Annotated in this window: 15 protein-coding genes and 1 other RNA gene; all 16 read right to left on the bottom strand. The window is 36.7% G+C overall.

The window, feature by feature from the left end; all coding sequences use genetic code 11:
* Positions 1-179: 179 nt before the first annotated feature.
* Positions 180-2600 carry a carboxypeptidase-like regulatory domain-containing protein gene (locus HMPREF3177_RS04730; protein WP_070457338.1) on the bottom strand — a complete coding sequence of 807 codons (2421 nt, stop codon included), beginning with the start codon at positions 2598-2600 and terminating at the stop codon, positions 180-182.
* Positions 2601-2613: 13 nt separating this feature from the next.
* Complete coding sequence (locus tag HMPREF3177_RS04725; protein ID WP_070457336.1) at positions 2614-3621, bottom strand: WxLIP family cell surface protein; 1008 nt, start codon at positions 3619-3621, stop codon at positions 2614-2616.
* 67 nt (positions 3622-3688) lie between these two features.
* On the bottom strand, positions 3689-4399 hold the full coding sequence (locus HMPREF3177_RS04720) for a WxL domain-containing protein (protein WP_070457334.1): 711 nt from the start codon (positions 4397-4399) through the stop codon (positions 3689-3691).
* Positions 4400-4544: 145 nt separating this feature from the next.
* Positions 4545-4900, bottom strand: a transfer-messenger RNA (tmRNA) gene (gene ssrA, locus HMPREF3177_RS04715).
* Positions 4901-4950: 50 nt separating this feature from the next.
* Complete coding sequence (gene smpB, locus HMPREF3177_RS04710; RefSeq protein WP_068129936.1) at positions 4951-5415, bottom strand: SsrA-binding protein SmpB; 465 nt, start codon at positions 5413-5415, stop codon at positions 4951-4953.
* Between the two features lie 5 nt (positions 5416-5420).
* Positions 5421-7712, bottom strand: a complete 2292-nt coding sequence (gene rnr / locus HMPREF3177_RS04705) for a ribonuclease R (protein WP_070457332.1) — start codon at positions 7710-7712, stop codon at positions 5421-5423.
* Between the two features lie 12 nt (positions 7713-7724).
* Positions 7725-8462 carry an alpha/beta hydrolase gene (locus HMPREF3177_RS04700; RefSeq protein WP_068129931.1) on the bottom strand — a complete coding sequence of 246 codons (738 nt, stop codon included), beginning with the start codon at positions 8460-8462 and terminating at the stop codon, positions 7725-7727.
* Positions 8463-8564: 102 nt separating this feature from the next.
* Complete coding sequence (gene secG, locus HMPREF3177_RS04695) at positions 8565-8795, bottom strand: preprotein translocase subunit SecG (protein ID WP_040929433.1); 231 nt, start codon at positions 8793-8795, stop codon at positions 8565-8567.
* A gap of 70 nt (positions 8796-8865) precedes the next feature.
* Positions 8866-10158 (bottom strand): phosphopyruvate hydratase, encoded by a 1293-nt coding sequence (gene eno, locus HMPREF3177_RS04690; protein WP_070457330.1) that lies wholly within the window; start codon positions 10156-10158, stop codon positions 8866-8868.
* Between the two features lie 28 nt (positions 10159-10186).
* Positions 10187-11695: a 2,3-bisphosphoglycerate-independent phosphoglycerate mutase gene (gene gpmI / locus HMPREF3177_RS04685; RefSeq protein ID WP_070457328.1), complete on the bottom strand. Its 1509-nt coding sequence runs from the start codon at positions 11693-11695 to the stop codon at positions 10187-10189.
* Positions 11688-12443: a triose-phosphate isomerase gene (gene tpiA / locus HMPREF3177_RS04680; RefSeq protein ID WP_070457326.1), complete on the bottom strand. Its 756-nt coding sequence runs from the start codon at positions 12441-12443 to the stop codon at positions 11688-11690. Before tpiA ends, gpmI begins: the two co-directional genes overlap by 8 nt.
* 10 nt (positions 12444-12453) lie before the next feature.
* Positions 12454-13641 carry a phosphoglycerate kinase gene (pgk, locus tag HMPREF3177_RS04675; RefSeq protein WP_070457324.1) on the bottom strand — a complete coding sequence of 396 codons (1188 nt, stop codon included), beginning with the start codon at positions 13639-13641 and terminating at the stop codon, positions 12454-12456.
* A 78-nt stretch (positions 13642-13719) separates the two neighbouring features.
* The gene (locus tag HMPREF3177_RS04670) at positions 13720-13965 is read right to left on the bottom strand and encodes a glutaredoxin family protein (protein ID WP_070457322.1); all 246 of its coding nucleotides are present in this window, start codon (positions 13963-13965) and stop codon (positions 13720-13722) included.
* Positions 13962-14417, bottom strand: a complete 456-nt coding sequence (locus tag HMPREF3177_RS04665) for a threonine/serine exporter family protein (protein WP_070457320.1) — start codon at positions 14415-14417, stop codon at positions 13962-13964. The genes HMPREF3177_RS04670 and HMPREF3177_RS04665 overlap by 4 nt, the downstream gene beginning before the upstream one ends.
* An 8-nt stretch (positions 14418-14425) precedes the next feature.
* Positions 14426-15214 carry a threonine/serine exporter family protein gene (locus HMPREF3177_RS04660; RefSeq protein WP_083286872.1) on the bottom strand — a complete coding sequence of 263 codons (789 nt, stop codon included), beginning with the start codon at positions 15212-15214 and terminating at the stop codon, positions 14426-14428.
* A gap of 43 nt (positions 15215-15257) precedes the next feature.
* Positions 15258-16265 carry an LCP family protein gene (locus HMPREF3177_RS04655; protein ID WP_083286871.1) on the bottom strand — a complete coding sequence of 336 codons (1008 nt, stop codon included), beginning with the start codon at positions 16263-16265 and terminating at the stop codon, positions 15258-15260.
* Between the last annotated feature and the right edge of the window lie 50 nt (positions 16266-16315).

Genomic DNA, 16315 nt, shown 5'->3' with positions numbered 1-16315 from the left:
GTCCAAGGATCTTGCTACACTTCTTTCTACGTGTTAGGAGGCTATCTTGTTATTTAAAGAATAATCTATAAATCCTAACATTATTCTCCGAATGCCTCTTTATTTCAAACGTTAAATATATCGTTTATCGTTTATTTAGTTTATAACCATTTTAATACCTTTCCTTCTTAATCTATACTTTAAGGTCCATCTGTTAAAGTCCAGACTAGTGTCGCTTTATATTCACCAATCGTTGCTTTAACTGGATTCGTTCGAATCAGAATGCCTTCATCTTTACCAAAGGTAAATTTATAATTGTCTCCTGATTTTTCAGCATTTTCTTTATTACCAATAATTTGACGATTATTTTCACCTTCGATTAGATTAAACTCTCCATTCCTAACAAAGTATAGAGAATTTTCTAATTGATCTTTTCCATTGGTATGTGTAAGTGGAGACTTACTATACACATTCACGGAGAAACCACCTTTTTTTGTACTACGAACATTAACTTCCTGTGTAGGTTCAGTTCTATGAATAATCTTTTCTTCAGTATTATCTATGATCGTATTTTCAAATAATAGATTTTTTACTGGTAACAATTCAATAATTGTTCCTTGAACAATTATTTCTGCACCTTTAACTTCATACTTATCGACAATCGTTGAGAACACTAACTTACCATCAGCTTGAAGGTCTCCAATAGGTATATTTTTAAACGTAAATTTACCATTACTATCACTTGTCGTCTCATAAACTTTTTTCGTTCGTGTATTAAGCATTTTAATTTTACTATTTGGATGGCCATCACCTGTAATTTCTGTACTTTCATCATTCACAGGTTCGTTTACTTTAAGTGGTGCTTCAATACTTCCTGAAAATCTCATTCTCATGTTTGATGACTTGAATGATTCATTAAAATCAGGGACAACTTTTGTAATTGAAGAACTGGCATTTGTTATATTTCCTCTCATCGAGAAATCTCCGTTAAGTGCTGGTGTTTTATAGTCGGGTTTATCTATGTTATTTCTATAGCCCTCTATACTACTGTGCTTAATATTAAAGTCCTTATTAGCATTATTAGAGTAAAATATCGGACCATTATGATTGATAAAATCTACAGAGTTTGGATAGTAAATATTAATTGTAATGCTATTTCTAGTATCAAAAACTGGCGCATTATTTTGTCCAGTCTTCTCCATAATTAACTTCCCATAATCATCAATAGTTACAGTCCCAACTCCAGCTGATTTAAATGGACTATCCGCACTCTTTAAAATGATTTCTCCATCTTGATGAGCAGTTATAAAAAAATCTTTTGAATCAATAAATTCAACTGCATTCTTATTATGTGAAGTTAATTGTAATGTACTATTCGAACCAGCTTCTACATATTTTTGATAATCACCACCAGAGTATAATGCTGATCCAGACGCAGTAATAATGGCATCTGCATCGTTTCCTAATCGTATACCATTTAATTCAAAACTTCCTTTAGAGTTATTTCTTGAATGAAGACCGTTATTCTCTGCGTTTACGGTAAAATTAGCACCATCATGTATTTCATAAAATCTGTAGTAAGCTGCATAATCAGCATTAGTATTTAATGTTACGTTTCCATATATATGCATTAGACTTTCCCAACTTGCACCAATATGTCCCCCACTAAACTCAATATTCATTAATCTTAAGTTACTAATTTCACTTGCTCTAAATAACCCTTCATTTCGGTGACTGTTAGTCGTAGATAGTTTAGAAAAGTTCTTTACAACGATATCATTAATATTAGTTTTATTATTATATAAACGACCGTTATTACTCATAGTTAAAGAATAGCCATTACCTTCTAAAATTTTTTGGCCATAATTTGAACTAAAATATCTACTTCCAACACCACTAATATCATTTTTTAAAACAATGACTTCAACATTACTATCTGTAACAGCATTTTCAAATTCATTAGAATTTGAAACGCATTGGATTTTTCCTGTCACTTTTTTGGGGATTACATTCCCTATTAAACGTCCATTTTGTTGGTTATATTCATTTACACCTTTACATAATTCTTCAGAAGGAACATTTTTATCTTGGATGGATCTTGTTGATACTTTAGATTTTTCTTTCTTTTCTTCATCTGAGGATTCTTTAGTTGCTTCCTCTTTTTCATCGTTTTCTTTTTCAGGTTTCTCCTCTGATGATTCCTTTTCTTCTGATTCCTCAGTAGTCGACTCTTCCGCTTCAAAAGGTACTCCTTCCTTTTCTTTTTTACACTGATAAGTATCTTCAAAATATTTTTTATTTTCACTATCTTCTTTAAACGTTAAATTAATTGTATTGTCTTCACTGACTACTTTAACATTGTCTTGTTCAATAAGTTCGTCAATTAATTGAAATTCATATTTACTATTATTATCAACTGTTGTTTTTCCTATTAAATTATCGTTAACATACAGTTCGACTTCTTGTCCTTCGTTTCCGTTACCCTCAATGATAGTTTTCTCTTTTACGTTTAACGAATAGTTCACATTACATGAATTTGCATCAGTTTCTTCTGCATTTATGATGGAAGTTGGGGCAAGTAATAGTATACATATAATAATATTTAAAAATTTCTGCACCATTATTCGCCTCCTATCATTTTTTACGTTTTAACATCATAAATATTAGTGCAATTAGTAATCCTAAAATTACAATGGCTGATCCAATTAGTGCAAATATTTTCCAGTCTGTTTTCTCTAATTCTACAGCTTCCTCATTTGCTTCTTCAGCTTCATCTTTTGTGATTATAAAATCTTTTTCAAATTTAAATTCATTATCTTTCGTTTTAATTGTACCTTTAAATACATAGTCGCCTACTTGTAATTTTTGATTTTCAAAAGAAATCGGATAATTAAATAATGCATTTGGTGCGATTGAGAAGTTGTCTTCTTGTCTTTCATATAAAGGTTCGTCGTTACCTTTTTTATAAACAGCACCTTTAATTTGTGTACCCGTCATTAAAATAGGAGATTTATTACTAAAGTTAACATGTAAACCTGTCCTACCGCTAATTAATCCAGCACGTACATCGTTCAATTCAATTTTTTCTTTTAAATCTTTGTCGTTATTTTTATCATTTAACACTACCGCAATTTCATACGCATAGTTGTTTTTAATTTGAACACCTTCACCTTTTTCTTCTGAATCATCCTTTAATAAAAATCGAATTCCACCAAGAATAGTTCCTTCAAAGTCTTCGTCTGGCATTGCAACAGAAATTTCTGCCGTTTTACTATCATGTGGTTCTATTTCTAAAGTAGGTGTTAAAACATCTGTCATATCTGTAAAGTTATGTTTTAAAGAGTCATCAAATTCGTCGATAGAACCGTCATAAATTAATAATCCGTTACTATTAGTAGCACCAGTGTTCGCGCTTACTTCAACTATAATTTTTTTATCTGAGTTATTAAAGACTTCAACTTGTAAGTTCTCTGTTTTATTCTTTTCTACAGCGAGATCAAAATAAGTGTTTAATTCATCGACTTGATTTTCAGAAGGAATTGCTCGTAATGAGTAAGGTACTTCTTCATTTGCGTATACAGTAGTTGGGATTAAATTAAATAAAACAAATACAGAAATTAATAATAATTTAATTCTTTTCATACACTATTCTCCTAAAGAAAAACCCTGAACGTGCATGTTCAGGGTTATAAATTATATACGTTTAAAATTAGTTATTACCTGGTCCGTCATATAGAGTCCATGTAATTGTTGAAGTATGTTCCCCTGCTGAAGCTTGCCCTTGTGGTACCGATAATTTAACTTTTTCATTTGTATCGTTACCTTCACCTTTTAGCCATCTAATAACCCATGTACCTAAACCTTGAGCATTAGAAATACTTTCATTTTCACCACGGCCTGCTGCTTCAACAACTGGAGCACTATCTCCACCTGTTGTTAATACAATATTTTGTTGAACTACTGGTGCTTCTAAGCCTTCTAATGGAGATGCACTTTCACCATTTGAAAATGTGATTGTTGAATCATTTAAAGTATTTTGACCATTTTGTTCAAAGTTAGAAGCTTGTGCACTTACACTCCATCCTTGTCCAGTACCACGGCGGTCTGTAACTTGAATGAATGGTTTCTCTGTAACAGCTTCATACGTTTCGGCTGATACCGGAATCTCATGAGAACCAAAGTCGATATTAGATACAAAGTCTAATGATAATGGTCCTTTATTATTTGTTACATCACCATCTTCAGGAGTTTGTGGTTCTAAAGTTTCAGGGTCTAAAATTTCTGGAGTATCTTCTGGTGCAGTAAAGGTAACTTTCGCCTCAGATTCAGCACTTTGGTGTACTGCCGCAATAATTGGTGACGCTATTAATATCGAAGTTGCTGCGAGTGTTAGGAATGATACTAATAATTTATTTTTCAAGTTTATTCCTACTTTCTTTATCATAATATATTTATAAAATTGATATTACTAATTATACTTTTATGCGAATTAAACGTCAATCTTTTTTAAAATAAAAAATGAGATTAACCTACTATTCGTGAAGTAATCTCATTGATGTAAAAATATATGGAGACGGCGGGAGTCGAACCCGCGTCCAAGGATCTTGCTACACTTCTTTCTACGTGTGTAGTTCTCAATTAAAGTTTCGCATGAACGCCGGAAGAGAACGTTCCACAATTCATGCTAGTCTGATTAAGTTCTTCTAGAAGTCTGCAGACGGAAGACTTCTAGTATATCTTGCTAAAGTTGAATCGTCTCAGTAGGTCACAAGAAAACGTACGAGACGATGTAGCTGAAATTATGCAGCTACGAGATTGTTATTTTTGCCAGTTATTATAACTGAGTATCGTTGATGACGAAGTCGAAACCTCCGACACGCTTAAAGTGCTCAATAACCCCTGTCGAATCCAGAACGTCCCCGTTTATTTGCGTAATAATTATTATATCATTATTCGCTTTCTTTTTTCAACTTACTGGTTTCTCTCTTTTAGCGCACGGTCGATGTCACGTTTCATTTGCTTTTGTTTTAAGTCGTGACGCTTATCGTATTTCTTTTTACCTTTTGCGTATCCAATCAGTACTTTACATACTCCGTTTTTAATATAGAGTCTAAGTGGTATTAAAGCATGTCCTGGATTATGCAAGTAACCGATCAGTCGGTCGATCTGTGCTTTATGGAGCAGTAACTTTCGTTGTCTTAACGGGTCGTGGTTAAATCTATTTCCTTCTTCGTAAGGGGCGACGTGCATGTTATAGACGAACATTTCACCTTTAAAATCACGGCAAAATGCGTCTTGTAAACTAACAGATCCCTTACGAATCGATTTGATTTCAGTCCCTTTTAATACGATTCCCGCTTCAATCGTATCCTCAATAATATAATCATGACTTGCTTTTCTGTTTTGAGCGAGTACTTTTCCGTGATGTTTCTTCATATCATTTACTTCCTTTTTCTACTTCTTTTCGGTGCACTTTTATAGAACGGCTTTTTGCCTTTCGGTTTTTTCGTTTGGTCTCTTACTTTATCTTTTTTACGACCATTTGAATCGATATATTTCGGTTTTTGCTTGTCTTTTTGTTCTTCTTTTACTTTTTTACGCGGTGTTATTCCGACGACTGTAAAATCGATTAAACGCTCTGCTATATTAACGTTTTCAACTTCGATTTCTACTTTATCGCCCATTCTAAATATTTTGCCTGTACGTTCACCGATTAGCGCCATCATACGCTCGTTATAATTATAATAGTCATCGCCTAAGTTGTTCATATGAACGAGTCCTTCGACTGTATTTGGTAGTTCAACGAACATACCGAAGTTCATAACCCCTGATATTACCCCTTCAAAGCGTTCTCCGATATGCTGCTGCATATATTCTGCTTTTTTGAGGTCGTTCGTATCGCGTTCAGCATCTACTGCACGGCGTTCACGTTCAGATGAATGCGACGCAATTTCTGGTAATTTTTCTTTAAATTTTTGAATTGTTTGTGGGCTCGTATCTTTTTCGATTAAATACGTACGAATCAGTCTGTGTACCATTAAATCCGGATATCTACGAATCGGTGCTGTGTAGTGCGTATAGAATTCAGTCGATAACCCGAAATGTCCGAGTGATTGATATGAATACTTCGCTTGTTGCATCGAACGTAACATCATCATCGAAATGACTGTATCTTCAGGGGTATCTTTCACCTCATCTAAAATTTCTTGTAACGCGTTTGGGTGAATTTTATTCCCTTTACCTTTCACGAAAATACCAAAGCTCGTTAGTATTTCGAAGAATTGACGAAGTTTATCTTCTTTTGGATCTTCGTGAATACGGTAAATAAACGGTAAATCGAGCCAGTGGAAGTTCTCAGCGATCGTCTCGTTCGATACGAGCATGAATTCTTCGATTAACTTCTCACCTTTTCCGCGGTTACGTAAAACGATATCTTCAGGCGTGCCGTCGCGTTGAACGATAATTTGTGCTTCGTTAAAATCAAAGTCTAACGCTCCACGTTTATCGCGTTTACGGCGTAATATTTTAGCGAGTTCACCCGCATGGATAATCATATCTGTAATTTCACCATGTGAGATTTTTGTCGCTTCATCGTTTTCTTCTAATATTTTGTTAACTGCTGTGTATGTCGTACGTTTGTCCGATTGAATGACACTTTCAAAAATACGATGATTTACGACTGTTCCATTCATATCAATTTCCATCTGACACGTCATCGCAAGTCGCTCGACACCTTCATTTAACGAGCATATACCATTTGATAATTTATGCGGCAACATCGGTATCACTCGGTCGACTAAATAGACACTCGTCGCTCGGTTATACGCTTCTTTATCGAGTGGTGTCCCTTCTTTTACGTAATGTGATGCGTCCGCAATACTTACTGTTAACTCGTAGTTTCCGTTACTTAACTTTTCGACAGAAATCGCATCGTCTAAATCTTTTGCGTCTTCTCCGTCGATTGTAATCGTCATTTGCTTCGTTAAATCGACGCGACCTTTCTTTTCCTCTTCGAGTACGTGGTCTGGAATGTTTTCGACTTGTTCAAGTACGTCATCACTAAAGTCGATATCAATACCGTGACTATATACGATAGATAAAATATCGACACCCGGATCATTTTCATGTCCGAGAATTTTTGTGATATGACCTTCCGGGTTATCGGTGTTATTTTTAGGGAATTTCGTAATTTCAACGAGCACTTTATGACCGGAAACTGCTCCTAAATTTTGCCCACTTGGGATAAAAATATCCGTATTATACGTAAGGGAATCCGGTACGACGAATCCGAATCCTTTTGACCCTTCATATTTACCGACGAGTTTTGTCACGTTATGCTCGATAATTTTTACAACGCGACCTTCATGACTCTCACCACGCATCGACTCCTCTATCGTACACAGTACAGTGTCTCCGTCTAATGCGCCGTTAATTTCATTTGGCGGAATAAATATATCATCTATTCCTTCTTCGTCAGGGCGTAAAAATGCGAATCCACGCTTATGCATAGATAACGTACCTTTAACGACTTTTGACGTCACAACTTTGACGTACTTATTTTTCTTTGTGCGACGTATAATGTCCGACTGTTCAAGAGAGACTAAAGCTTTAATGAGTGCTTTAAAATCTTCTGCGTCGTGAATATCCAGTTCACTTTCAAACGCTTCAGTTGTCATCGGTGTATACGTATCACGATCAATTATTTCTAACACTTCGTCTTTAAAATCTCTCATGAATAAGTCCTCCTATAAATTACGGTTTAAAAACGCGTAATAATCTTCAAATAATTCTTCTTTGTCTTTGTCAATCGTTAAAACGTGACCAGAGTTTTCATAGTATTTTACTTCTTTATCGTCACTGCCGACTTCATCGATAATTATTTCAGCACTATTTATATCGATCACATCATCGAGTTTACCCTGAGCGACAAATATTGGTTCTGTCACTTCTCCGAGTCGATCTCTCGTACTTCCTATAATCTTCTTAATATCTGTAAAAATCGATGCATCGGTGTAACTTTCTAACTCTCTTTTAATTTGCCCGTCTTCTTTATGTTCAAAACGTTTTTTAAACATCTCAGCGTATATTTTAAAGTTATTAAGTAATTCACTTTCCGTTTTTAGCGTCATCGGCGAACAAATCGTCGCTACCGCTTCAACGTCTCGGTCCATCGATAACTTTAACGCAAGCACGCCACCAATCGATAGACCAACGACAAATACTTTGTCATACGATTCTTTTAACTCGTCATACTTATCAATTGCTTGTTTATACCACACATATGGAGACGATTTTAATATATTTTCTGGACTTTCAGTATGCCCTTCATAATTAAATGCGTAGCTCGGAACTTCATTTTTTTCTAAAAATCTCCCGAGTTGTCGCACGTCTGACGTATTTCCTGTAAATCCATGAAGTAAAAGTACCGCATAGTCTTTTGTACCTTCACTAAACGCAAAATTTCCAGGCATTCTTACTTTCATTCGTACCACTCCTTACATCTATTGTACGAGATATATATTAGAAGATAAAGAACGACGAAAACAATAAAACGCCGAGGTGATTAAACACCCCGGCGTGTAGTATTAACTGACATATGTTAATAGAATCATTATTAAAAAGAACATGACAGATAAAACAACTGTCGTTCTGTGTAATATTAAATCCATACCTCTTGCTTTTTGTTTACCAAAGAGCTGTTCTGCACCACCACTTATTGCTCCTGATAGTCCAGCACTCTTACCTGACTGGAGTAAAACGACCGCGATAAGTGAAATGCACACAATGATCAGTAATACGATTAAAGCTGTATACATCGCGTGTTCCCCCTACTTGCTATATCGTTACATATTATATCAGTAATTGATATTGTAATCAACTACATAATTAGCGTAAGTTAAAGAACGCATTCTTACCTTTGTAAATCGCAGTTTCATATAATTCGTCTTCGATTCTTAGTAACTGATTGTATTTCGCAACGCGGTCTGTACGTGACGGTGCACCAGTTTTAATTTGACCTGCGTTTACCGCTACAGCGATGTCAGCGATTGTCGTATCTTCTGTTTCACCTGAACGGTGTGAAATCACTGATGTGTATCCTGCACGTGCTGCCATTTCGATAGCTTCGAATGTTTCAGTTAACGTACCGATTTGGTTTACTTTAATTAAAATAGAGTTACCGACGCCTTCTTCGATACCTTTTTCAAGTTTTTCAGTGTTCGTAACGAATAGGTCATCCCCGACAAGTTGAACTTTAGAGCCGAGTTTTTCTGTTAACTCTTTATGCCCGTCCCAGTCGTTTTCATCTAACCCGTCTTCAATTGAAATGATCGGATACTTATCGCATAACTGAACGTACCAATCCACAAGTTCTGAAGCTGTGAATGATTTACCTTCACCTTTTAATTCGTAAGTTTTTGTTTCTGCATTGTAAAACTCACTCGATGCAACGTCCATCGCAAGTACGATATCTTCACCTGGAGTAAATCCTGCACCTTTAATTGCAGTGATTAACGTTTCAAGTGCTTCTTCGTTTGAGTCTAAGTTCGGTGCAAATCCACCTTCGTCACCAACTGCTGTTTGAAGACCTTTATCTTGTAACACTTTCTTTAACTCGTGGAATACTTCCGTACCCATTTGTAATGCTTTTTTAAATGTTTTCGCACCAACTGGCATGATCATAAACTCTTGAATATCGACGTTGTTGTCAGCATGTTCTCCGCCGTTGATGATGTTCATCATCGGTACTGGAAGTTCTGTTGCGTTAAATCCACCTAGATATTTGTATAGTGGTTGGCCTAAGTAGTTTGCTGCAGCGTGTGCTGTTGCCATTGACACACCTAATATTGCGTTCGCACCGAGTTTTGCTTTATTTTTTGTACCATCTAATGCGATGAGTACTTTATCTAATGATACTTGCTCAAGTACTGAAAATTCGCCTTCGATAATTTCTGGAGCGATAATATCATTTACGTTTTCTACTGCTTGTTGTACACCTTTACCTAAATAACGATCATCACCGTCGCGTAATTCAACTGCTTCATGTTCACCTGTTGATGCACCAGACGGAACGATTGCACGTCCAAATGCACCACTTTCTGTTAATACTTCAACTTCAACTGTTGGATTACCTCTTGAATCTAATACTTCACGCGCATAAATATCAATAATTTTAGGCATGGTTAATCTCCTTTTATTTTATAATTATTTATTGTAATAAAGTTTTACCCGTCATTTCTTTTGGTTGGTCTATACCTAATAAATCTAACACTGTCGGTGCTAAATCTGCAAGTCGACCACTCGTTACATTTACACCTTTTTTAGTAACGATGACCGGAACGTCGTTTGTCGTATGTGCGGTCATCGGTTCCCCGTTTAGTTGTACGACTTCGTCAGCGTTACCGTGGTCTGCAGTAATGACTGCAACACCACCTTGAGAGATAATCTCATCGACAATTTCACCAAGACATTCGTCAACTGTTTCCACTGCTTTAATTGTCGGTTCTAACATTCCGCTATGTCCGACCATATCTGGATTTGCGAAGTTTAAAATCATCATGTCTAAGTTGCCTTTTTTAAGACGATTAATCGCTTTGTCCTTTACTTCGTACGCACTCATCTCAGGTTTTAAGTCATACGTTGCGACTTTTGGCGAGTTCACGAGAATGCGTTCTTCGTTATTAAATTCTTCGTGACGGCCACCTGACATAAAGTACGTGACGTGTGGATACTTTTCAGTTTCTGCAATACGTAACTGACTCATTCCGGCATTTGAAACGACTTCACCGATCGTATTTACTAAATCTTCTTTTTCAAACACGATACTCGCGTCGATGCTATCATCATATTTCGTAAACGTCGTAAATTTTACGTTTTCAAATGGTTCGATTAAAAACTCATCAAAACCTTTTTCCGCAAACACTTTAGATAATTGAACCGCACGGTCTGGTCTAAAGTTATAAAAGATCATCGAATCGTTATCTTTTAAAAATCTTTCTTTTTGTCCGACGATAAACGGCGAAACAAACTCGTCGTATATCTCAGCCTCATACGCACGTTCTACACCGGTACGTGCCGTTTTAAATAAAGGCCCTGCACCGTAGTGAATCGCGTCGTGTGTCTTTTTGGTACGCTCATAACGACGGTCTCTATCCATCGCATAATATCTTCCAGAAATCGTCTTAAATTCACCGAGACCGATCGCTTCAAACTGTCTTTCTGCTTCATCGATATAAGTGAGTGCAGATTGCTGATCGACGTCACGGCCATCTAAAAATCCGTGTACGTAAACGCGCTTCACGCCTTTTTCTTTTGCGAGTTTTATAATTTCAAACATATGATTGTAATGAGAATGCACACCACCGTCAGACAATAGTCCCATAATATGGAGCGTACTGTCATTTGTTAACGCGTGGTCAATCGCGTTGTTTAAAGTTTGATTTTTATAAAATTCTTTTGATTCTATCGATTTATTAATACGCGTTAGACTTTGGTAAACGATACGTCCGGCACCGATATTTAAATGCCCGACTTCAGAGTTACCCATTTGACCTTTTGGTAGACCAACATCTTCTCCACAAGCGACTAATTTATTGTTCGGATATTCTTTTATATAACGATCAAAATTCGGTTTTTTTGCTTGCTTTATTGCGTTACCAAAAGTTTCTTCACGGCACGCAAAACCGTCTAATATTATTAAACCTACTGGCTTACTCATTTTTAGCACCTTCTAATAGTGACACAAAACTTTCCACTTCTAGTGACGCACCACCGACAAGTGCACCGTCAATGTGAGGTTCACTCATATATTCTTTAACGTTTTCTGGTTTTACAGAACCACCATATTGAATACGTACCGCTTCACTGACTTCTTTATTAAATAATTTTTCGATTGTTTCACGAACGAGTTGACACATTAAATTTGCGTCTTCACTTGTCGCACTTTTACCTGTACCAATCGCCCAAATCGGTTCGTACGCAACGACAACTTTTTTTGCATCTAATTCACTGACACCTTTAAAAGCTGCTTCAATTTGAGTCGTAATTTTTTCAGTATATATGTCGTTTTCACGCTCTTCTAACGTTTCACCACAACAAACAATTGGTATAACATCTTTTTCTAATGCTTTTAACACTTTTTTATTGACGTTTTCATCTGTTTCATTAAACATTTCACGTCGTTCTGAGTGACCGATAATGACGTAGTCAACACCTAAATCACTTAAGCTATCTATAGATACTTCACCAGTAAATGCACCTTGATCTTTAAAGTGGCCATTTTCTGCACCTATACCAATTCTTTCATTTGTTCCTTTGATGAGTCTGTCGAGATGAATAAACGGTGCACAAATAGCCACGTCAACTCCACTCGGTAAATCTTTAGTGAGTAATTCTTTTAAAAACGCTTCTGCTTCATTAACTGTTTTGTGCATCTTCCAATTTCCTGCAATAAATGGTGTACGCATAATTATCTCCTTACTTATCATTTAGTGCTTTAATACCAGGTAATTCTTTACCTTCTAAAAATTCTAGTGACGCACCGCCACCTGTAGAAATGTGTGTGAAATCTTCTTCGAAACCAAGCTGTTCTGCAGCTGTTGCAGAATCACCGCCACCGATAATCGTAATTGCGTCTTCTAGCTTCGCAAGTGATTCACATACTTTAATCGTACCTTGTGCGAAATTAGACATTTCAAACACACCCATCGGTCCGTTCCATACGACTGTTTTCGCGTCCTTTAGAACTTCTTCAAACAATTCTACTGTTTTTGGACCAACGTCTAATGCCATTTCATCTGCTTCAATCTCTGAAGCGTCTCTTACAGCGTGCTCACTGTCGTTACTAAATTCTTTAGCTGCAACGACGTCAACCGGTAATACGAGCTTATCTTTCCCTTTTTCAAGAAGAGATTTTGCGAGATCGAGTTTATCTTCTTCAACGAGTGACTTTCCAGTGTCATAGCCTTGAGCACGTAAAAACGTGTTCGCCATTCCGCCACCGATTAGAATTTTATCAGCTTTTTCAAGTAAGCTTTCGATTACCGTTATTTTATCTGACACTTTTGCGCCACCTAAAATCGCAACGAGTGGACGTTTTGGATTTAATACCGCTTCACCTAAGAAGTCGATTTCTTTTTCGATTAAAAATCCTGACACAGCAGGTAAATGTTCAGAAATCCCAACGTTTGATGCGTGAGATCTATGTGCTGTTCCGAATGCGTCGTTAACAAACACATCCCCGAGTGACGCCCAATATTTACCGAGGGCTTCATCATTTTTACTTTCTTTTTTACCGTCTATATCTTCAAAGCGCGTGTTCTCTACGAGTAACACGTCTCCTTCGTTTAAGTCTTCAATCGAAGATTCTAATTCTTCACCGCGCGTCGCGTTGACAAAGAATACGTCTTTATCTAACAGTTCGCTTAAACGTTTCGCAACTGGTAATAGCGATAACTCTTCTAAGTCTTCTACTGTCTTTACACGTCCTAAATGTGAGAATAAGATGACTTTACCACCTGCGTCTATTATATATTGTATCGTCGGTAGTGCTGCTTTAATACGCTTGTCGTTCGTAATTTCACCGTCTTGTAACGGTACGTTAAAATCCGCACGTACGAGTACTGTCTTTCCTTTAAATTCTACATCCTTAATTGTCTGTTTCATTGAGATCCTCCAAATAAAAATATACACTCTCTTAATTATATCGTTATTTACATTTATTTTAAACGGTTAAGGGATGAATCACTGTTTCGCCCCTTCAACATATTCATGAATCGTAAAAAAGTCGATAATACCTTCTTGAACGATCTCATCTTCGTGCATCACAACTGGTACACGAATTAAAAATTGTTCATGTAACGTGTCGTCTGACGTAATATCGACTTCACTCACTTCAACGTCTTTAAATGATTCTAACGCTATATTTAATTGGAGCTTCGCATCTTCACATAACTTACAGTTCGGTGAAGTATATAATACGAGTTTCATCGGTTTGAGACCTTTCTTTTTATAATATTAAATAGTTCATACATCATTTCAGTTATGATGATTCCCATCGCAATTGATAATGCGATAAGTGCCGCTTGAAATCCTGAATCTAATGCAGCTAAATTATCATTTTCTACGACGGCACGTACGGATTCGTACGCTTTACCTCCAGGAACTAACGGTATAAGTCCGCACGTTACAAATACGATGAGTGGCGCTTGAAGTCGTTTCGTAAAAAATATCGCTGTACTCGTCATCGTAATTGCGGCAACGAAGTTTGAAATGAGTGGTTCGATACCAATCGTCTGACTTAAAAAGTAATACATGATCCACCCGAGTGCTCCTGTGACTCCACTCGCAACGAGGTGACGCCTCGGTATGTTAAATATGATTCCGAAACTAAATGATGCAAAAAAACTTAAAATAAATTGTGCGAAAAACACCATACTCATTTCACCTCCTATAATATGAGAAACACCGTTCCAACACCGGCACCGATCGCAATCGCAGTGAGTCCCGCTTCAATGCCTTTCATCGTCCCTGCTAAAAAGTGTCCGCGTATTAATTCACGAAGTGCATTAGTAATTGGCACCCCAGGCACAAGAGGCATCACTGAAGCGATAATAATCGTATCGATGTTTACTCCGAAACTATAGCGCACGTAAACAAGCGCAAATAAGGCGATTAAAAACGCCGCAAGTATTTCTGTAAAAAACTTAATTTTTGTATAACGCTGAATCCATTCAGTGACGAATACACCTAAAGCACCTGCAAGTAACGTTATCGGTAAGTCTTTAATCGATCCGTTAAACATAAATAAGAACATCGACGCAGCGACTCCACCAAATAATACGACCATCCATAATGGGAACGTTCTTGAAGCGCTAATATCATCTAGTGCGTTTTTAGCTTCTTGAATCGTCATCCCATTTGTAATTATTTGTCGTGATAATTCGTTTATATTGACGACTTTTTCTAAATTGTTGTTACGTGTTAAAATTCGGATTTGTTGAGATAATCCGTAGTCGTTCATCGACAATATAATTACAGTCGTTGCTACGAATACTTGAACGTTTTCAACCCCGTAATGTTTTGCGATACGCTCCATCGTATCTTCGACTCGGTACGTCTCTGCACCATTTTCAAGTAACATTTTCCCTGCATTTAACGTCACAAAGAACACGTCACGCACGTACCTTAAACAGAGACTACTATCGGGGCGTTCGACTTCTTCTAATACGTCTAACATCGTGTCACCTCTTTTATATAAAAATAAAGCGTGATTCCACGCTTTATTGTAACTCTAGATTTTCTAAATACTTAGATTGTATGTCATAAAAACTTTCTGTATTTGGGATAAAGTACCATAACCCGTCTTCTAAAACGACATCTTCGCCTTCTAGTTGATACTTTTCAATATTGTTTTTCGCTCCGTAATAACGAAGTGCCATTAAACTAATTTCTCTAGAAGATAAATCTGTTTTGACGTTATCTCCTAACGTATCAAACACTGTGTTCATGTGAAGTAGACCGCTTGGACTTAACATTTTAGTTGCGAGTGACTCTAAGACTAGCTGTTGACGTTCTTGACGGCCATTATCCCCACCAGATCCTTCTTCGTATCTACTTCGAATAAATTTAAGTGCCGTATCTCCGTCCATATGATACGTCTCACCTTCAACAAACTCGATACCTTTTACAGTAAATGTACCGTTGCTCTTCACTTTAACACCGCCGACACTATCAATTAACAATTTGACGCTATCCATATTCATCGCGACGTAATGATCAACTGGTGCACCCATAAAGTTTTCAACCGTGTCAACAGCCATATCTGGACCACCGTATGCATACGCATGGTTGATTTTTTCAACCGTTCCGTAACCGACGATTTCTGTTCGAGTGTCCCTTGGGATACTGACCATCATCGTCGTCTTTTTCTTCGGATTAATTGAAAGGAGCATAATCGCGTCACTGCGTTCTCCGCCCGCTAGACCGCGTTCACTGTCTGAGTCGACACCAAAAATGACGACAGAAATCGGATCGCCAGACAAATGACTGACTGGACTGTTACGATACGATGACGTTTCACGATTTAAAGGTGCGTGTATATCATCGCTTAAACTAAATAATTTAAATATAATAAACACTAAAAATATTACAATTAAAGTGAGTAATATGAGGATGATACGCTTTAAAGTTTTACGTTTATTTTTAGGTTTTTGTGGTTTACTATCTTTAACTATAGGAGTCTCACGCTCTTCGTTTTTAAGACGATCGACTCTACTAAATTCTGACATAGTGTTGCCTCTTTCTATAAAAATCATCACCATTATAGCATGATTTTTAA

Source organism: Nosocomiicoccus sp. HMSC09A07, assembly GCF_001808485.1.
Classification (GTDB): domain Bacteria; phylum Bacillota; class Bacilli; order Staphylococcales; family Salinicoccaceae; genus Nosocomiicoccus; species Nosocomiicoccus ampullae_A.
This window is presented reverse-complemented; position numbering and strand designations above follow the sequence as displayed.